Below are 18,205 nucleotides of genomic sequence, written 5' to 3'. Positions count from 1 at the left end.
GGAAGGCGACCTGGGCGGGCGTCGACCACGACGGGCCGGAATTCGGGGTGCGTGGTCACGTGGCGCTGCCGCCGCCGCTGACGACGGGCGGTCCCCCGATCTGGATCGGCGGCAATGGCGCAGCGGCGCAACGCCGCGTCGTCGAGGTCGCCGACGGCTGGATGCCGATGGCCGCGTCGGGCGAGATGGCTGCGATCACCCGCGCCCGTCCACTCGAGGTCATCGACACGCTTGGCGACTGGATCGCGGCGGTCAACAAACGCCGCGCTGAGTTGGGCCGAGAGCCTGCCGACGTTGCGTTCGTCCCGTTCGAAGCTGACCTGCTCGCCAGCGGCGACTGCAGTGGATTTTGCGCTGCGGTGCGGCCGCGGCTGGACGCCTACGCCGAGGCGGGCGTCACGTGGATCACCATCGAGCCGGCCAGTAGGAGCTTCACCGACTTCCGTACCGACATCGACATGCTGACCTCCCAGTTGATCGACCGATGAAGGGCCCCGCTATGGCGCTGCCCGACCTCGTGCTCGTCCACGGCGGCGAGCATGCCGGCGATTGCTGGGATCTCGTCGTCGCCGAATTGCGGCGTCAGGAGACCGAATTACGCACGCTCGCCGTGGATCTGCCGGGTCGCGGCCGCACGCCAGGAAATCTCGCGACCGCCACCATCGGCGAGTGGGTGGACTCCGTCGTCGCCGACATCGAACGGGAACGCCTGGGCGACATCGTGATTGTGGGCCATTCGATGGCCGGTGTGACGGTCCCTGGCGTCGTCGCCAAACTTGGCTCTGCACGGGTACGCGAGATGGTTCTCGTCGCCGCATTCGTCCCCCGTCAGGGACAGGCGATCGTCGACACCTTAGGCGGTCCGCTGGCGGTCTTCGCGCGCTTTGCCGCGCGAGGCGGCAGACCGTTCAAGATTCCACGCCTAGCCTCGCAATATGCGTTCTGCAACGGCATGACCAGGCAACAGCGCCGGCTGGCGATGTCGAGGTTGTACGCCGAAGCGGCCCGGATTCCCGCCGAACCGGTGGACCGCAGCGGATTTCCCGACGATGTGCCGCGCACCTGGATACTGACTACCCGAGACCGGGCGCTGTCGCAGAAATCCCAGCGCGCGAGCATGGCCGCCCTCGGCGGCGTACAAGAGGTGCTTCCCATCGACGCCTGCCACGACGTGATGTTCAGCCATCCGGAACAGTTGGCACGAATACTCCTCGATCGCTGCCGACTGCGAGGGAGTGCCCGATGACAGATTCATCGACGAATCCGTCCGCCGCGGTACCGACGTGCTTCTTCGTTACCGACGGCAAAGGTTATGTCCCAACCCGTTTGACGAGGGGACCTTGGGGTCCGTCGATCAGCGGTAACTACATCGGCGGGTTGTTGGGGCGGGCGGTCGAGCAGGCAGTCGGCGACGAAGACCTTCAGCCCGCTCGGCTGACGGTCGACTTGCTCAGGCCGGTGGCGTTGCAACCCTTACAAGTGCATTCCTCGGTTATGCGTGACGGCCGCCGACTTCGACTCGTCGACGCGGTCATGACTCAGAACGACGTGATGGTGGCCCGGGCCAGCGCATTGTTTCTTCGCCGCAGCGAGCACGCGGTGGATACGGTGTGGACGTCGCCCGTCACGATGCCCGCCGTGCCGGCCGAACCCGACGTAGTGGCCGATGATCTCCCCATGGTGTTCCACTCGTACGGTCGTGACCCGGTGGCGGGCAGTCCGGGGGTCGGCATCAACGAATGGCGACACGACGGGCAGAAGTTCGCGTGGATGCGCGAGACCAAGCTGCTCGTCGACGACGAGCCACTATCGCCCTTTACGCGCGCCGTCATGGCCGGAGATGTCACTAGTTCGTTAACCCATTGGGGCACTGAGGGATTACAGTTCATAAACGCCGACTACACGATCACCCTCAGTCGCTTGCCGGAAGGTGTCTACATCGGGTTGGCTGCGGTGACGCACTACAGCCATGCGGGGGTCGCCACCGGCGTGGCGACGCTGTTCGACGAAACGGGACCCATCGGCAGCGGTATGGCAACGGCATTGGCGAACCCGGGATTCACGCCACCGCCATCAATAGTGTCGACCTGACCGACGCTCAGGTGATGGCGCCTTCGAGCTTCAACTCGATCAACTCGTGATCGTCAATACCGAGCTCCCGCAGTACCTCGTCGGTGTGCTCCGCGAACATCGGCGCCCGGGTCAGGTGTGCGGCCGCCTCGTCGAACTTCACCGGGTTCGCCACCAGGCGGCGTTCATTCCCTTGGGCGTCCCGAACGTCGGCGATGCGCCCGTTGGCGATGAGCGACTCGTCGTGGGCGACCTCCCAGGCGTCCTGCACCGGCGACCACTGGCCGTGGAGAAGGCTGAGTAGCCGGGTGCAGTCCTCGAAGGTTCGCGATGCGATTGCGTCGGCCAGCAGCGTGGTGGCTTCATCGGCGTGGGCCGCCAACGACTCGAGCGAGGCGAATCTCTGGTCGTCGGCGGCTGTTTCGAGCCCGAAGAGTCGGCACACGGGGGTCCAGTAGCGGGTGGGTTGAAGCATCGAAAGTTGAATGAAGCGGCCGTCTGAGCACCGGTAGGCGCCGGTGAGGGGGTTGCCCGGCGCCTGCGTCCGCTGGTCGATCTTCGGCAACGGACAGCCGTAGAGCATGGCGAGGTTGACGCTGGACTGGTTGGCCCACGCCCCGACCGCCAGTAGCGACACGTCGATCACGGACGTCTGCCCGGTCGCTTGCCTGCCGTAGAGGGCGGCGGCCACCGCGCCCGCGATCGTGATGCCGCCGATGTTGTCGCCGAAAGCGCCCGCCGGCATACCGGTCGGCAGCTCGGAATCCGTTGGCGTGACGCCGTCGGCGTTGCCGGCGCGCGCCCAGAACGCCGTCGCGTCGTGCGCGCCCGTCTCGCGGTCGGGTCCTTCGCTTCCGAAGCCGCTGCCCGCGACATAGACGATCTCTGGATTGATGCGCCGTATCTCGTCCAGATCGATCCGTAGTTTCGCCCGCGCTTGAGGCAGCAAGTTGGTCAGGAAGACGTCGCTGCGCCGGATGAGTTCCTCGAACACCGGCCGAGTCTGTTTCAACGCCAGGGAGAGTCCGACACTGCGCTTGCCGCGGTTAGGGGCTTCGACCGTGGGCGAGAACGAGACTCCCGGCCTCGTGGCGGAGCGACCCGCAACCCGGACCAGTCCCCGCTGCGCATCCCCTGTCACCGGGTTCTCGATCTTGATGACGTCGGCGCCCCAGTCGGCCAGCACCGCTCCTGCGGAGGGGACGAAGGTGAATTGCGCGACCTCGAGCACGCGCACACCGGTCATCGGTTTCTGCATCCGCTCACCTCTGTCCTGCTGGCCGCGCCGACTAGTGCCAACATAGGTTACTAGGTAAACAATGTCGAGGTCTACTATCGACACATAATGTTCAATACGGCTCGGCGAAGCCCGGTCACGCGAAGAAGCCGGACCCACCGTCTACATTGATGTTGGCGCCGGTCGTGTAGGTATTGCGTTGCGACGCCAGGAGGCAGATCACCGGCGCGATGTCGGTCGGAATGCCTGCGCGGCCGAGATCTGCACGCACGCCGAAGAATTCCGAGATATACCGCATTACCGACGTCGGGTCGTCTGCGCTCACCCCGGCGTCGGCGGGGAGCGTGGCGATGTGTTGCACCATCTGGTCGGAGATGTAGGTACCGGGTGAGACGGTGTTGGCGAGGATTCCGTCGGCCGCCAGCTCCAGTGACAGGTTCTTGGTGATGCTGGTCAAGGCAGCCTTGGCGGCGGTGTATTCGATCAAGCCGAAACCCTGGCTGCGTGCCGACATCGCCGCCAAGTTGACGATCCGAGCCCACTTTGCGGCGCGAAGCAACGGGAGGGCGGCGCGCGCCGACCGTACAGCACTCAACGCGCCGATAACGAAGGCATCGAGAAACTGATCGTCGGTCACCTCGTCCCAGGGCAGCTGTGAGACCTGGGGCCCGACGGCGCAGACCAGTGAGTTGAGCTCGCCCCACCGCTCGCCTAGTTCCGCGAAACCGTTGGCAATGCTGGTGGCATCACCGGCGTCCACCACGAGCCCGACCGCGTCGGGAGAGCCGAGCTCGGCCAGTCGCGCCACCGTGTCGTCGAGCGCTTCACGTCCACGCGCCATGACCGCCACCCGTGCACCGTCGGCGGCGAAACACTCGGCGGCAGCGCGCCCCATGCCCTTGCTTCCCCCTTGAACGCACACGGCCGCGCCGGCCAAACCCAGGTCCATCAGCGATGCTCCTTGTCAGCCGTTCCGGATCGCGTCAGCGAGTTCCCTTGGCGCATCAAGCATGACGAAGGTGGAGCTGCCGGGGATCTCGATCAACGTGGCATGCGGGAACGCGTCGCGTAGTCGGCGGGCGTGGTCGATGGGGAACAGCTGGTCCGCGGTGCCCCACGTCAAGGTGACGGGTCTGTCGAACGCCTCGATGGCCGGTGCAGCGCGCAATGTGAGAGCCGGGTCCAGTGAGGCGGTCACCTTGACGGCGTCGTGACGGGCCGCTCTGCTGGTGGCGAAGGCGCCGAAGATCTCCCGTTGCCGCTCGCGAGGCGGCGGGTGCTTGGACACCGCCTTCAGGAAGAAGCTCTGCCCCGGGCCAGTGGCCAATAGGCGCAAGATTCCTCCACCCAGCGCAGAGCTCAAGCGGCACAGCTTGACGATCTGAGCGAACGAGCCGGGTGGAAAGTGTTCGTAGCTATCGCAATTGGTGAGCACCAGACGAGCGATCCGGGACGTGTCCAACGTCGGATCACCCAGCGACGCCAACACCAGGCCGCCACCGGTGTCGTTGGCCACGACGGTGACATCTCTTAGATCGAGGGCTTCCATGAAATGGACGATGCGTCGCGCGGCCACCTCAGCGCCCAGGTCTGCGCCGTCGGTCGGTGTGCTGTGCGCGCCCAGCGGCCACGTCGGCGCGATGCAGCGAAACCCATCACCGAGTTCGCCAATGACGTCCTTCCACAGGGCACCGGTCACGTAGACGCCGTGCACGAACAGGACGGTTGGACCCGTTCCGGTGTCGGTGTACTCGATGTCCAGCCCGTCTACTCGCACCTTCTGGATTTTCACGTCGGCTCTCCTTCGTTCAGTGACCACGAAAATCCGGGGCGCGTCGTTCCCGGAAGGCCCGTGCGCCTTCGCGGAAGTCAGCGGTGTCGATCAACGCCAACTGCCCCTCGGCCTCGATCGCTTGCACCGACTCGAGCTCGGTCAGGGTCGCTGCGGCCAACGCGCGTTTAGTCCAGCCCAACGCCAACGTCGGACCGCCGGAAACCGACCGCAGCACGTCGGCCAGCACAGACTCATAGTCGTCCTTGCCAGTGAGACAGGAGATCATCCCCCACTCGAACGCAGTTGCCGCGGCGACTCTTTCAGCCGTCATCGCCATGCGCGCGGCGCGCCCACGCCCGATCAGACCCGGAAGCAACGCGCACGATCCACCGTCCGGCATTAGCCCGACCCGGGTGAAGGCCAACTGAAAGTACGCCGATGGTGCGGCCACCACTAGATCGCAGGCCAGCGCCAGCGCACACCCGAAGCCGACCGCCCCACCGTGTACCCCTGCGACGACCGGTTTGGGAAGCGAGGTGATCGCCCGGACCACCCGGTTGGCGGCATCGGCAGCGCCGGCGGTGTCGCCGCCGGTGAGGTCGCCGCCGGAGCAGAACGCCCGGCCGGCCCCGGTGAGCAGGACTACACGAACGGACTCATCAGCCTCGGCGCCACGGATGCGGGCCGACAACTCGTCGAGCATCGGTGTGTCGACGGCGTTGAGCTTCTCCGGCCGGTTCAGCCGTATCCGCAGCTCCGCGCCGTCGTGCTCGACCGAGATGCCGTTCACCACAGCGGGATCACAGGCCCAGGTCGCGGCCGATGATGTCCTTCATGATCTCGGTGGTCCCACCGAAGATCGTCATGATGCGGTTGTCCATATAGTCGCGCGTGACACGGTATTCCGTCATATAGCCGTAGCCACCGTGCAACTGCACGCAGCCATCGATTACTTTCTTGGCGGTCTCGGTGCACCACCACTTGGCTTTCGACGCTTCGACTGCCGTCAGTTCACCGTCCACGACCGCCTGCAGGCACCGGTCGATGTATTGCTCGCCGATCTCGAGTTCGGTGTCCATCTCGGCTAACAGGAACCGGTTGTGCTGGAAACTGCCGATCGGCTGGCCGAAAGCCTTTCGGTCCTTGGCGTACTGCAATGTTTGCCGCCAGGTCTCCCGCGCTCCTGCGATGGCCGAGATAGCGATGGACAACCGCTCCGAGGGTAGGTTGTGCATCAGGTGATAGAACCCGCGTCCCTCTTTGCCCAGCAGGTTCGCCGACGGTACCCGGACGTTCTCGAAGGCCAGCTCGGCGGTGTCCTGGTAGTGCAAACCCATCTTTTCCAGCTTGCGGCCGCGGCTGAAGCCTTCCATGCCCGCCTCGACCACCAGCAGCGTGAAGCCCTTGTGGCCCGCTTCGGGGTCGGTACGACAGACCACCACCACCAGGTCGCAGTTGATACCCGAGGAGATGAACGTCTTGGCGCCGTTGATAATCCAGTCGTCACCATCACGGACAGCCGAGGTGCGGATTCCGGCCAGGTCGCTGCCCGCGCCAGGTTCGGTCATCGCGACGGCGACGATCAGTTCGCCGCTGATGATGCCCGGCAGCCAGCGCTGCTTTTGTTCGTCGTTGGCCAGCGACGAGAAATACGGGCCCACAACGTCGTTCTGCAGGCTCAGCGACGGCGACGGCCCTCCGTAACGGGCGATCTCCTCGTCGATCACCGCGTTGAACCGGAAGTCGTCGACGCCTCCACCGCCGTACTGCTCGGGCATGTTGAACCCGATCAACCCGTATTTACCGGCAGCGATGAACGCCGAGCGGTCCACGAGGCGATCGCTCTCCCACTGCTCAGCGTTGGGCGCGAGCTCACGATCGATGAACTGCCGCACCGTCTCGCGGAACGCCTCGTGCTCCGGTTCCAGAACGAGTCTCTTCATGTGGTGATCTCACTCTCCATACAGTCGTCGCATCTCTTCGCCGACTTTGCCGGATACTCGCGAAACAACTTGTGCCCCGCGCCTTCTCAGGTCGGCATCCGGGACCGGCAGCACCACGGCACCGGATGTCTTGGACGGCAGCAACACCTTGGCGGTGCCCCGCGTAGTGGTTTCGTCCCGCTGGCTGGTCGCGAAGACGTCCAGGGAGATCGGGTCATCGGCGCCGTCGCCCTTCGCGGTGACCGTGCCGGTGCACCGATGCACGTCTCCGTGGTAGTTGAAGCCGCGCAGCTGCAGGTCCATCTCGGCCAGCCAGCCGTCGTCGCCGATCCAGTTGGTCAGCAGGTGGCTCACCCACGCGGCGCGCATCTGGCCGTAGTCGTAGGGGGCCGGGATACCTAGGGCCTGAGCGCGTCCGGCATCCCAGTGCAGTCGTTGCACGACGTCAGGGACGCCGTACTCATCCGGCTGGTAGAAGGCGGGCATCCGTTTACGCAGCTGGTGGGCGAACTTCAGCGGCCCCACACCGTAGCCACCCCAGCCCCAGCCCATGTGCATCGAGATGATGTCGACGACGGTCAACGGGCCTTTGATGATTCCCGGAAGCTCGTCGCCGACCGAGACGTCCTCCCACCACTGCGGATCAGCGCCTCGTCGTCGTTCCGCCTCGTACTCCTCCTCGACCTGGGCGAACTCCTCGGGAGTCCAGTGCTTGCGCTGAATGTCCTTGAGCTTGCCGGACTTTTTCGAGCCGTGCCGCTCGGCGTTGATGTAGGACTCGTCGCGGGTCGCGATCGGGTTGCCGTCGATGTCGACGTAGAGGTAGCGGTAGGTTTCCTTGACCGAACGCCCACCGGAGAATTCGCTTTCCTTCACCTGGACGTCGAGGGTGTAGTTCTCCGCTAAGACCCGCCTGCCCGCGTAGATCGGGCGGTACCACGTCCACTTCACCCCCGAGTAGTACTTGCCGGTTCCGCGAAACAGACCGCGGAACAGTTTCTTTCGTTCCGGATCGGTGAACTTCGGGGTCTGATCCAGGCCCGTCGCAATCGGGAAGGTCGGCGAGGCGATCTGTCCGTGCCAGCGTGTCGACGGCCCGTAGGTCGGGTCGTGGAACAACGGGTTGTCGTCACCGCAACCGAAGGCGAAGTGCGTGATGGCGTCGGCCGACGGCAGCTTGTTCCACGCTTCGTCGCGCTGGTGAACGGGAATTCCGATCTGCCCTTTGGCGCGTTCGATGTCCTCGTCGGTGATGCGGCCCTCTTCGGCGGCCGCGTCGGCGCTGTGCTTTTCAGTGGTGGTCATGGTCCTCCTAGAACTTCAACATGGCGCCGGCGTCGACCTTGAACTGCAAGCCCGTGACATACCGGGACTCGTCCGAGGCCAGGAAACAGACCGCGTTCGAGATGTCGGCGGCTTCGACGTACGGGGTAGGCATCGCCTGCATGGCAGGAAATGCCAGCAGCGCGTCGTCGCGGCTCGGCGCCTCGAGGTCCGGTCGGAACTGCCGGTACATCAGCTCGCTGTTGAGCATCGCGGTGTTGACGTTTGTCGGATGAACGACGTTGGCGCGGATCGATTGTGGGGCCAACTGTCGCGCGATCTGGAGGGTGTAGGAATCCACCAGTTGTTTGGCGTAGCTGTAGCCCGCTCCGCCGGGGCCGTCCGGGCCAGGCGCTCCAGGAGGCAGAACAGCGGCCATGAGGCCGACGATCGACCCCGTGGTGATGATCGACGCACCGGACGTCAGGTACGGCAACGCGGCGTGGACGGTGTTGACGACGCCGACGAAGTCGACGTCGAAGGCATCGGCGAAGGCCTGAACCGGCAGATGAGTGCCCAGCGGGCAGATGCCGGCATTGGCGACCACGACGTCGAGTTTGCCGAATTCGGCAACGGCATTGGCGAGTTCGCGGCTTATCGCCGCGCGGTCCCGCACGTCGACCTCGGCGGTGTAGGCCTTGCGGCCGGTCTTCTCCACCTCTAGACCGGCTTCTTCGAGATCACGCGATGTCGCCAATGGGTACTCGTTGGTCTGGATGTCGTGACAGATGTCGAAGAGGATGACGTCAGCACCCTCCTCGGCCAGCTTGACGGCGTGGCTGCGGCCCTGACCGCGGGCACCGCCGGTCACCAGAACGACTTTGTCCTCAACTCGACCCATGATGTCTCGTTCTAATCAGGTTGGCGTTGCTAGAGTTTCAACTGCTGTGGCGGGTTGAACGGTCGGCACGCCCAGGTCTTCGAGCATTGCGATCAGACGGCGGCGGTCGACCTTGAGGGCCGCCCCGCGCGGTAACTCGTCGACGACGAAGACGCGCGCCGGCACCTCGTAAGGCGTCAGCGTGGCCCGGCAGTGCTCGCGGAGCACGTCGCCATCGGTGACCGCCCCCGGGCGCAACTCGACTGCGGCAATGGGAATCTGACCCAACCGCTGATCCGGCACAGGTGCGACGGCGGCATCCGCGACCGCCGGGTGCGTACGCAGTGCGCGGACGACGGTCTCCGGAGAGACCTTGAAGCCGCCGCGGACGATCACGTCGTCTGCACGGCCGTCGATGTAGAGGAAGCCATCTTGATCAAGATGCGCTAGGTCACTGGTCGTGATCCAGTCTCCGGCAGCGCCGGCCTGCGGCGTCGCGACTTGCAGCCTGCCGCTCTCGTTGACGCCGAGGACCGCGCCGTCCTCGCTGACGATCTGCAAACGCACGCCGGGAAACGCACGCCCGACACTGCCCTTCTTGTCGGCCCAACGCGCGTGGAACTCCTTGACGGTCCATCCGGCTACCGCACCGGAGAACTCGGTCGCGCCGTAGATGACCAGGATGGGGATCTTGTACCGCTCGAAGAACGCATCGACCAACGCCGTGTCTACCGCGGCGGTACCCGCATTGATGGCACGGATGCTCGCCAAATCCTCTTGCGGGATGTCGGAGTCGAGCACCGATCGCATGGCCGCCGGGGGCAGTCCTGCCACCGCGGGCCGATACTGCTTCACCACGGCGTGCCAGCCCGGCACCGTGAATCGGTCGAGCATCGCGATCGGACGGGCGGCGACCAGCGACTGCAACAACGACCACAACCCGCCGATGTGCACGATGGGCAATGTCACCAGGCCGACCGTTCCGGTCAGCGGCGGCTTGGTTCTAACGTCCGGGCGATCGTTGTGCCGCAACGCCGCGGCCAGGGAGGCCTCAAGCTGCGCGCGGGTCAGGGGGATGCGCTTCGGAGCACCCGTCGTGCCGGATGTGAGCATCTCGATGGCCACCGCAGGATCGCCGCTGACCGCTTCCTTCGTGCCCCTTACCTGCAGGGCGAGTTCGCCTTCGTCGAGCCTCCAGCCGGTCGCCCCGAGATCGGCGACGGTGCGGCGGAACACCTCTTCGGACCACAACGCAGACGGGGCAAGGACAAACGAGACGCCGGATGCCGCAAGGTCTTCGCTCAGCCTGTCCGGCGGCTGCAGCGGGCTGATGGTCACCAGCGTGCGTCCGCCCCGGAAGATGGCGATGAGCGCGGCGACGGACTGCATTCGGTTGGACAGCACAACCGCGACTCGGCCACCCGTCTGACAGCCGGCGGCGGTCAATTCCCGGTCGATCTGCTCGGTGAGCGACCGGACGGAACCCCAGGACGCCCAGCGCCCGTCGCGCTCCAGCATGCGGTCGTGGTCGTTGGCGTCCCAGAGCCGTCCCAGCGCCTCGTGGATGCTCGTCATCTCGACTTTCCGGATCGACTTCCGCGGCCGATCCCCGTTCCCCTGAACCTAGTGGACATGGTTTACTAGGTCAACTTTGTGGAAGGGCCTGCGATGGACTTCGGCTTGACCGACGAACACGATCAACTTGCCGCGGCGGAGCGGGCCTGGCTGACCAAGAACGACCCGATCGTCCGGGTTCGCGCAACGCTGGACGCGGCGCCCGTCACCGTCGATCCCGCGGCGTTCGCGCACGCGGCGGAATCGGGTCTGCTGGCACTCCTGACACCCGAGATAGGCGGCACCCACGTCGATCTCGCGGTCGTGGCCGAGGAGCACGGCTACGCGGGCAGCTCGCTGCCCATCGCCGATCTGAGTATTGCGGCGTGGCTTCTCGACCATGTCGACTCGCCCGCCACGGGCGGCACGCTGACCGGATTGGCGCTTGGCCCTAACGCGAGTCTCGATGGCCATGCGCTGCGGCTGAGGGGGCTCACGCGTCCGGTGCCGATGGCCGCCGACATGGACTCCATCGCGGTAGCAGGTCAGGTGGGAGACGGCGAATACCTGGTGGTCCACCATGCCCCGACGTTGTCGGTGATGTCGACGCTCGACCTGAGCCGTTCGTGGGCGCGACTGGACCTCGACACGACGATCGCCGACTGGACGCAGTTGCCCGCCGGCACATTGGCGTTCGTGCGCGACGCGTTGGCGGTACACCGGGCCTTCGACGCGCTGGGCGCGGCGGCCCGACTGCTCGACATGACGGTCTCTTACGCCGGGCAGCGCGAACAGTTCGGCGCGCCGATCGGGTCGTTTCAGGCCGTCAAGCATCATTGCGCCGACATGGTCGTCGCTGTCGAAGCGAGCAGGGCCAGCCTGTGGGCCGCGGCTCTTGCGTTGGACACCGCGCCGCCGGCCGCACGGTCCCGGGCCGCGTCCGCGGCGGCGGCATACACAAAGTCGGCCGCTGCCAAGGTGGCCGGCACGGCACTGCAGGTGCACGGCGGCATCGGATTCACCTGGGAGCACGACCTGCATTTGTTCCTGCGACGGATCAAGGTCGACGAGGCCTTCAACGGGAGCGTCGCCGAACACCGCGCGGCGCTGATCAGCGCGTGACATTCAGCGCCGATCGCGCGGCAGTGCCAAGCCCCGCTCCGCGATCAGGTTGCGCATGATTTCCGAACTGCCACCGGCAATCGTGTAGGCCCGGGCGTAGAGCCACTCGTCCTGCCAACGACCGCCGTCGAGGACATCCGGGTCGCCCTCCACCAACACGCCTGCCTCGCCCCCGAGTTCGACGGCGAAGCGCGCCATCTCGAGATTCAGCTCGCTGAACATCAGCTTGGCCATCGCGCCGTCGTGCATGCGTTCGGCGCCCCGCAGCCAACGGGTGAGGTTGGCGTACGTCAGCGCCGACAGCGCCTCTACCTCGGCGCTGAACTCACCGATCCGATCGCGGACCCGATCGCTGTCGATCGCGGGACGACCGTCGAGGGTTACCTGCGAGGCGAGTGCGACCAGTCCGTCAATGGCCAGTCTCAGCTTGACAACTGCGGCGCCCACGCTGGTGCGTTCGTGCCCCAACGTGGCGTTCGCGATCGCCCAGCCCTGCCCCGGTGCTCCGATCATCGCCTCGGCCGGCACCTCGACGGCATCGAAGAAGACCTCGTTGAAATCCGAGGTGCCGGTCAGCTCGCGCAATGGGCGGACCGTGATGCCCGGGCTGGACATGTCGAGAATGAACGCACTGATGCCCTTGTGCTTGGGGGCGTCGGAATCGGTGCGCGCCAGCAAATATCCGTAGTCGGCCCAGTGCCCGTCGGTGGTCCACACCTTCTGACCGTCGACGGTATAGGTATCACCGTCGAGCACCGCGCGGGTGCGCAGCGACGCGAGATCGCTTCCGGCGCCGGGCTCGCTGAACAGTTGGCACCACAGCTGTCGACCCGCCCGGATCTCGGGCAGGTGCCGGCGACGCTGTTCTTCGGTGCCGTAATGGATCAGCGTGTGCGATGCCAGCGCGTTGCCGCTTGCCACGCCCGGCACTCCCGCCCGGGCGAGCTCCTCGGCCACCACGATGGCGTGTTCAGCGGAGCGATCGTCGCGACCGCCGAACTCCGCGGGCCAGTCCGCGCCGACGTAGCCCGCTTCGAACAGGCGCGCCGTCCAGTCCTGAATTGCCTTGAGCTCGGCTTCGTTCGCCGCGCTGCGCACGCCCGCCCGCGGCGGGATGGGCGGGGCATGCTCGGCGATGAAGGCCCGTACCTCGGCGCGGAAGGCCTCCATTTCGGGACCCATTCCGTATTCCACGTTGTCGTCTTCCTGTTCGATCTGACGTCTTAGCGGCTCAGCGCCAACAGGTCACCGGCCGCCCGGTTGCGCAGCGCGTCGGCGCGGCCGATCAGCACGGCGTTGGCCTGAGCGCGGCGTAGCAGCAGGTGCATCGGATGCTCCCAGGTGAAGCCGATGCCGCCGTGGATCTGCAACGCGCCCTCGGTGGCCATCACCGCGGCATCGAGTGCGGCCGCCACGGCCAGATCCGCAAGATATCCGGACTTTTCGAGATTGGCCTCGGCCGCCGCCAGCACTTGGCTTCGCGCGCCCTCCAGCGCGACCAGCATGTCCGCGCAGCGGTGCGACACCGCTTGGAAGCTGCCGATGGCGCGGCCGAACTGATGCCGTTCGCCTGCCCACTGCACGGCCAGTGCCAAGGCGCGCGAGGCAACCCCGACAGAGTCCGCCGCCACGGCCAGAACCGCCTGACGCCGGGCCGTGCTAAGCACGCGAGCAACGTCGTTTCCATCGGCGAGCACCTCTCCGTCGACGGCGGTCAAGGTGACCGAGCCGATGGTGGCAGTCAGGTCGAGTGGCTGCTGGGCGGTCACGTCGACACCGTCGGCGGAGGCGTCGACGGTCACCAGAACCTCACCGCCGGCGACCCGGGCCAACACCACCAACACCTCGGCGCTCGGCGCTCCCGCCACGACCGGCACCACACCGGAAAGGCGCGCTTCGTCCCAATCGGGCAACTCTGGGCCGCTGGTCACCCACCCGCTGTCGTCAACGGGCACGGCGAACGCGGCCGCCGCGCCGGCCGTGATCCGCTGCACGAGAGTCTTTGCGCCACACTGCAACGCGACGTCGAGCGCGATCACCGTCGGAACAAGTGGCGCGGGCGCTAATGCCTTCGCGGCCTCCTCGATGGCGGCATACAGCAGCCGTGGTCGGGCGCCGGCGCCGCCAAGGTATTCGTCGACCGCAAGACCCGGTAGGCCGAACTCGGTGAGCGCCGACCACACTTCGGGTTCAGCCGCGTCGACGGGACGCTTGCGATCCAGCAGTGCCGCCTCGTCCACCTTGGCGTGCAGTGAGGCCGCCAGCACCTCCCGCAGCTCGCGTTCGTCCTCCTCGGGCGCGGCCAGCGGTGCGCCCGGCGTGACGGCGGCCGCGCGGGTGCCCTCGCCCCGGTGCGACGGCAGCCCGAGCACGCTCTCGGCGATGGTGTTGCGTTGGATCTCCGCGGTTCCCGCGCCAATCGTGGTGGCCCGGCTCATCAGGTAGCCGAACGTCCAGCGCCCGTTGTCGACGGCGTCGGGCGCGCGGCTCCCCAGCGCCGCGTAGGGACCGGCCGCTCGCAACGCGAGCGCGTGCATGTGCTGCTCGAATTCCGACTTCACCAGTCGGTTCACCGATGCCACCCCGCCGGGATCCTCGCCGCGCAGTACCGCGGCCAATGCACGGGCGCTATTGGCGGCGATGGTGCGAACCCCCGATTCCAGCCGCGCGACATCCTGGCGGACCAGCGGGTCGTCGTCGAGACCTTGGGAGACAACGAGATCGATCACCCGGTCGACCGTGCGGCGGTACTTGAACTCGTCGGCCAGAAACGCAGTGGCCCGCTCGTGGCCCAGCGACGTCCGCATGATCGACCAGCCCGCACCCTCCTCACCGACCACGTTTTCGATCGGCACCTCCACGTCGTCGAAGAAGACCTCGGCGAAGTGCACCGCGCCGCTGATGTCGCGCAGCGGACGCACGGTGATGCCCGGGCTGTTCATCGGGATCAGCAGATAGGTGATGCCGTCGGAGGGTTTGTCCCCCGACCCGGTCCGGACCAGCGCGAACATCCAGTCGGCACGGTCGGCCATCGTGGTCCACACCTTCTGGCCCGTCACCCGATACACGTCGCCGTCACGGACCGCGCGGGTGGACAGCGACGCCAGGTCGCTGCCCGCCCCGGGTTCGGAAAACCCTTGGCACCAGAACTCGTCCGCGCGCAACAACGACGTCAGGAATCGATCCTTCTGCTTCTTGGTGCCATGCGCGATGAGGGTGGGGGCGAGAATGAACGACAGCGGACAAGGATGCGGCGGCGCACCAGCATCTGTAGTCATCCGGTAGTAGTCCAGCTGATCGGCCAGCGGCAGGTCCAGTCCCCCGACCTCGCGCGGCCACCCCGGGGCGGCCAACTCATGATCGACGAGCTCGGCGTGCCACGCTCGGGCTGCTTCGATGCGGTCGGGCCGGTCGCCGCTACGCGCGATGTCGGCCTGGCGACGCCGGAAGTCCTCGAGCAGCGACTCGAGCCGGGGACGCCAATCAGCTGTCTGCATGACACTCCACAAAGTCAACCTGGTTAACTATGTGAGCAGTGTGCCGGGTATTGCATCCACTTGGCAAGCGCGCGGGTCAGCCGTCTTCCAGAATCAAGGCGAGTTCGGGACATGCGGCGACCCCGTCCCGGGTGAGCTGCTCGTCTCCGGGCCGCACCTCGTGCTCCTCGAGGATGGAGTAGCCGGACTCGTCGATCGGGAACAATTCCGGGTCGACGGCATAGCACTGGGCGTGGCCCACGCACTTCGACTGCTCGAGACGAACCTTCATGCGACCTCCTCCACAACGACCGTTCCAGCGCACGGCCTCATCCAATCTGTCAGCATAAGGCTAAAGCTTTAACTAATTTGAGAATCCCACGGACCTCATCGTTTCTGACACCAACGTCAATCCCTGCCGTGAACATATATGCTGTATCAGTGCGTATTCAGAAGCCATAGGCTGTGTGAAACTCACTCGATTCTGACAGTTCTGACCGGTATGGAGAAACCGCAATGGCACTGGCGCTCAACGACGAAGAGACCATGTTGGTCCATACGGTGCGGACCTTCATCGACCGCGACGTCAAGCCCACGGTCCGCGAGGTCGAGCACGCGAACGAGTACCCGCAAGCGTGGATCGAGCAGATGAAGCGCATCGGGATCTTCGGGCTGGCCGTGCCCGAAGAGTACGGCGGTTCACCGGTATCGATGCCCTGCTATGTGAAGGTGACCGAGGAGTTGGCCCGCGGCTGGATGAGCCTGGCCGGCGCGATGGGCGGCCACACCGTAGTCGCCAAGCTGATCTCGTTGTACGGCAACGAAGAACAGAAACAGAAGTACTTGCCGCGCATGGCGAGCGGCGAGCTGCGGGCCACGATGGCGCTCACCGAACCCGGTGGCGGCTCGGACCTGCAGGCGATGACGACCACTGCACGCGCCGAGGGCAATGAGCTGGTGATCAACGGCGCGAAGACCTGGATCAGCAACGCCCGCAAGTCCGGCCTGATCGCGCTGCTGTGTAAGACCGATCCCCAGGCGCAGCCACGCCATAAGGGCATTTCGATCGTTCTGGTCGAACACGGTCAGGGTCTTACCGTCTCACGCGACCTCCCCAAGCTGGGCTACAAGGGCGTGGAGAGTTGCGAATTGTCGTTCGACGACTGCCGGGTCCCGGCCTCGGCGATCCTCGGAGACGAACCGGGCAGAGGGTTCGCGCAGATGATGAAAGGCCTTGAAACGGGCCGTATTCAGGTGGCGTCGCGGGCACTAGGCGTGGCGAGCGCAGCACTTGAAGACGCGCTGAAATACGCCCAGCAGCGGGAGAGCTTCGGGCAGCCGATTTGGCAGCACCAGTCGGTGGGGAACTACCTGGCTGACATGGCCACCAAACTGACTGCGGCACGCCAACTCACCCGCTACGCCGCAGAGAAGTACGACAGCGGCGAACGTTGTGACATGGAGGCCGGGATGGCCAAGCTGTTCGCATCAGAGGTGGCCATGGAAATCGCGCTCAACGCCGTCCGGATCCACGGCGGCTACGGGTACTCCACCGAATACGATGTCGAGCGCTACTTCCGCGACGCCCCCCTTATGATCGTCGGCGAAGGAACCAACGAGATCCAACGCAATGTTATTGCCGCGCAGTTGGTCTCGCGGGGCGGGCTCTAGACGCCGGCAAGTTGCCGAGCGTCCGCGCTGACCCGCGGGAAGTTGAGCATCCGGCGGGCGTTCTCCTCGACGATCAGCGAGCACTCGTCGTCAGGCACCTCCGCGAGCACCTCGGCGGCCCGCTTTCGCGAGTTCGGCCAGTTGGAATCGCTGTGCGGGAAGTCGATCTCGAGCATGATCCGGTCGATGCCGATGCTGTGCCGGTTCGTCAGGCCGTGCTCGTCGTCGATGAAGCAGCCCCAGAAATGCTTGCGGAACAAGTCCGACGGGCGGGTGTCGAAGTCGATCTTCTGGTAGTAGCGGTGCCGCTCCCACACGTAATCGGTGCGCTCCAGGATGTAAGGCACCCAACCGATTCCGCCCTCAGCGAGCGAGATCTGGAGATCCGGGAACTGCTGCAGCTTGCCAGAGAACAGCAGGTCGACCGTGGACCACATCAGGTTCGTGGAGAACAGTGCCGTGGCGACCGCGAAGGGGGCGTCGGGCACCGCCATTTGACCCGGGACCGGCTTGATCGTGGAGAACGAGAAGCCCGGCACGAAGGACCCGGACCCGAAGTGCAGCGACACCGGCATCTTGGCGTCCGAGCAGACTCGCCATAAGCCGTCCCAGTGATCGGAGTGAAACGACGGCAGACCCAGCGGCACCGGGCTGTCCGGGAACGAGATCGTCCTGGCGCCCTTGGCGGCGACGCGCTCTGCCTCAGCCACACATGCGTCGATGTCCCAGGTCGGCAGGATGGCCAGCGGGATGTAGCGCTCCGGCGCCACCGCGCACCACTCGTCGATGTAGAAGTCGTTCCACGCCTTGACGCACAGCAGCGCCAGGTCCTTGTCCTCGGCGCGCTGGAACGTGCCGCCGCCGAATCCGGGGAACGACGGGAAGCACAACGCCGACTGCACCCCGTCGAGGTCCATGTCGGCGACCCGGGCGACCGGGTCGTAGCAGCCCGGAATCATGTCTTCGTAGCGGACGGGATCCATGCCCCACTCCTCGGGAGGTTTGCCGGCGACCGCGTTCAGGCCGATGGTCGGGAAGACCTGCCCGTCGTAGTGCCACAGATGCATGCCGTTTTCCTCGACGATGCGCGGCCCCTGGTCGAGGTACTTCTGCGGTAACCGGTCCTGCCACACCCGTGGGTGCTCGACCAAGTGGTCGTCGACGGACACGATCTGGTGGTCGTCCTGAAGCGGCATGATGCTCCTTCGCATCTGA

16 protein-coding genes and 1 pseudogene are annotated in these 18,205 nt (G+C 65.9%); 5 read left to right on the top strand and 12 right to left on the bottom strand.

Annotation, left to right across the window (positions count from 1 at the left end; translation table 11 throughout):
* The 3 genes and pseudogenes from VKI00_RS09680 to VKI00_RS09670 form a co-directional block, all read left to right on the top strand.
* Nucleotides 1-488: pseudogene (locus VKI00_RS09680) on the top strand (LLM class flavin-dependent oxidoreductase); the annotation flags it as partial.
* Nucleotides 489-499: 11 nt separating this feature from the next.
* Entirely contained in the window at nt 500-1,246 is a 747-nt protein-coding gene (locus tag VKI00_RS09675) for an alpha/beta fold hydrolase (protein ID WP_324437084.1), read from the top strand.
* A complete protein-coding gene (locus VKI00_RS09670) occupies nt 1,243-2,091 on the top strand; it encodes a thioesterase family protein (RefSeq protein ID WP_324437075.1) in 849 nt (282 codons plus the stop codon). Before VKI00_RS09675 ends, VKI00_RS09670 begins: the two co-directional genes overlap by 4 nt.
* A gap of 7 nt (nt 2,092-2,098) precedes the next feature.
* Here VKI00_RS09670 and VKI00_RS09665 read toward each other — a convergent pair whose 3' ends face one another.
* From VKI00_RS09665 to VKI00_RS09630, 8 genes are all read right to left on the bottom strand, one after another.
* Nucleotides 2,099-3,328, bottom strand: a complete 1,230-nt coding sequence (locus VKI00_RS09665; RefSeq protein ID WP_324437073.1) for a CoA transferase — start codon at nt 3,326-3,328, stop codon at nt 2,099-2,101.
* Between the two features lie 115 nt (nt 3,329-3,443).
* Nucleotides 3,444-4,256, bottom strand: a complete 813-nt coding sequence (locus VKI00_RS09660) for an SDR family oxidoreductase (RefSeq protein WP_324437071.1) — start codon at nt 4,254-4,256, stop codon at nt 3,444-3,446.
* A gap of 15 nt (nt 4,257-4,271) precedes the next feature.
* On the bottom strand, nt 4,272-5,069 hold the full coding sequence (locus VKI00_RS09655) for an alpha/beta hydrolase (RefSeq protein ID WP_324437083.1): 798 nt from the start codon (nt 5,067-5,069) through the stop codon (nt 4,272-4,274).
* 46 nt (nt 5,070-5,115) lie between these two features.
* Nucleotides 5,116-5,871, bottom strand: coding sequence for an enoyl-CoA hydratase (locus VKI00_RS09650; RefSeq protein ID WP_324437081.1), 756 nt, complete (start codon nt 5,869-5,871; stop codon nt 5,116-5,118).
* A 10-nt stretch (nt 5,872-5,881) separates the two neighbouring features.
* Nucleotides 5,882-7,024, bottom strand: a complete 1,143-nt coding sequence (locus VKI00_RS09645; protein WP_324437069.1) for an acyl-CoA dehydrogenase family protein — start codon at nt 7,022-7,024, stop codon at nt 5,882-5,884.
* Between the two features lie 9 nt (nt 7,025-7,033).
* Nucleotides 7,034-8,329, bottom strand: a complete 1,296-nt coding sequence (locus tag VKI00_RS09640; RefSeq protein ID WP_324437067.1) for an FAS1-like dehydratase domain-containing protein — start codon at nt 8,327-8,329, stop codon at nt 7,034-7,036.
* A 7-nt stretch (nt 8,330-8,336) separates the two neighbouring features.
* Complete coding sequence (locus VKI00_RS09635; RefSeq protein WP_324437065.1) at nt 8,337-9,188, bottom strand: mycofactocin-coupled SDR family oxidoreductase; 852 nt, start codon at nt 9,186-9,188, stop codon at nt 8,337-8,339.
* Nucleotides 9,189-9,203: 15 nt separating this feature from the next.
* Complete coding sequence (locus VKI00_RS09630) at nt 9,204-10,742, bottom strand: fatty acid--CoA ligase family protein (protein WP_324437063.1); 1,539 nt, start codon at nt 10,740-10,742, stop codon at nt 9,204-9,206.
* 93 nt (nt 10,743-10,835) lie between these two features.
* On the opposite strand from VKI00_RS09630, the gene VKI00_RS09625 reads away from it, so the two are divergent.
* Nucleotides 10,836-11,843, top strand: a complete 1,008-nt coding sequence (locus VKI00_RS09625; RefSeq protein WP_324437061.1) for an acyl-CoA dehydrogenase family protein — start codon at nt 10,836-10,838, stop codon at nt 11,841-11,843.
* A 3-nt stretch (nt 11,844-11,846) separates the two neighbouring features.
* Here the strand turns inward: VKI00_RS09625 and VKI00_RS09620 are convergent, their stop codons facing one another.
* The 3 genes from VKI00_RS09620 to VKI00_RS09610 all read right to left on the bottom strand — a co-directional run bounded on the left by VKI00_RS09620 (nt 11,847) and on the right by VKI00_RS09610 (nt 15,611).
* Nucleotides 11,847-13,037: an acyl-CoA dehydrogenase family protein gene (locus tag VKI00_RS09620; RefSeq protein ID WP_324437059.1), complete on the bottom strand. Its 1,191-nt coding sequence runs from the start codon at nt 13,035-13,037 to the stop codon at nt 11,847-11,849.
* A gap of 29 nt (nt 13,038-13,066) precedes the next feature.
* Nucleotides 13,067-15,340, bottom strand: a complete 2,274-nt coding sequence (locus VKI00_RS09615; RefSeq protein WP_324437057.1) for an acyl-CoA dehydrogenase family protein — start codon at nt 15,338-15,340, stop codon at nt 13,067-13,069.
* Between the two features lie 76 nt (nt 15,341-15,416).
* A complete protein-coding gene (locus tag VKI00_RS09610) occupies nt 15,417-15,611 on the bottom strand; it encodes a ferredoxin (protein ID WP_324437055.1) in 195 nt (64 codons plus the stop codon).
* A 224-nt stretch (nt 15,612-15,835) separates the two neighbouring features.
* On the opposite strand from VKI00_RS09610, the gene VKI00_RS09605 reads away from it, so the two are divergent.
* Entirely contained in the window at nt 15,836-16,990 is a 1,155-nt protein-coding gene (locus VKI00_RS09605; protein ID WP_324437053.1) for an acyl-CoA dehydrogenase family protein, read from the top strand.
* Here VKI00_RS09605 and VKI00_RS09600 read toward each other — a convergent pair.
* Nucleotides 16,987-18,186 carry an amidohydrolase family protein gene (locus VKI00_RS09600; protein ID WP_324437052.1) on the bottom strand — a complete coding sequence of 400 codons (1,200 nt, stop codon included), beginning with the start codon at nt 18,184-18,186 and terminating at the stop codon, nt 16,987-16,989. The two genes, VKI00_RS09605 and VKI00_RS09600, sit on opposite strands and share 4 nt — an antisense overlap.
* Nucleotides 18,187-18,205: the final 19 nt, after the last annotated feature.

It is taken from the genome of Mycobacterium sp. (genome assembly GCF_035314665.1).
Taxonomy (GTDB): domain Bacteria; phylum Actinomycetota; class Actinomycetes; order Mycobacteriales; family Mycobacteriaceae; genus Mycobacterium.
The sequence above is the reverse complement of the archived record's forward strand: the minus strand, read 5'-3'. Positions and strand labels throughout refer to the sequence as shown.

Bases quoted from the DNA above. Each gene is read 5' to 3' on its own strand.
- VKI00_RS09675 (WP_324437084.1), top strand. From the start codon at position 500: ATGGCGCTGCCCGACCTCGTGCTCGTCCACGGCGGCGAGCATGCCGGC.
- VKI00_RS09670 (WP_324437075.1), top strand. From the start codon at position 1,243: ATGACAGATTCATCGACGAATCCGTCCGCCGCGGTACCGACGTGCTTC.
- VKI00_RS09665 (WP_324437073.1), bottom strand. From the start codon at position 3,328: ATGCAGAAACCGATGACCGGTGTGCGCGTGCTCGAGGTCGCGCAATTC.
- VKI00_RS09660 (WP_324437071.1), bottom strand. From the start codon at position 4,256: ATGGACCTGGGTTTGGCCGGCGCGGCCGTGTGCGTTCAAGGGGGAAGC.
- VKI00_RS09645 (WP_324437069.1), bottom strand. From the start codon at position 7,024: ATGAAGAGACTCGTTCTGGAACCGGAGCACGAGGCGTTCCGCGAGACG.
- VKI00_RS09640 (WP_324437067.1), bottom strand. From the start codon at position 8,329: ATGACCACCACTGAAAAGCACAGCGCCGACGCGGCCGCCGAAGAGGGC.
- VKI00_RS09635 (WP_324437065.1), bottom strand. From the start codon at position 9,188: ATGGGTCGAGTTGAGGACAAAGTCGTTCTGGTGACCGGCGGTGCCCGC.
- VKI00_RS09630 (WP_324437063.1), bottom strand. From the start codon at position 10,742: ATGACGAGCATCCACGAGGCGCTGGGACGGCTCTGGGACGCCAACGAC.
- VKI00_RS09625 (WP_324437061.1), top strand. From the start codon at position 10,836: ATGGACTTCGGCTTGACCGACGAACACGATCAACTTGCCGCGGCGGAG.
- VKI00_RS09615 (WP_324437057.1), bottom strand. From the start codon at position 15,340: ATGCAGACAGCTGATTGGCGTCCCCGGCTCGAGTCGCTGCTCGAGGAC.
- VKI00_RS09610 (WP_324437055.1), bottom strand. From the start codon at position 15,611: ATGAAGGTTCGTCTCGAGCAGTCGAAGTGCGTGGGCCACGCCCAGTGC.
- VKI00_RS09605 (WP_324437053.1), top strand. From the start codon at position 15,836: ATGGCACTGGCGCTCAACGACGAAGAGACCATGTTGGTCCATACGGTG.
- VKI00_RS09600 (WP_324437052.1), bottom strand. From the start codon at position 18,186: ATGCCGCTTCAGGACGACCACCAGATCGTGTCCGTCGACGACCACTTG.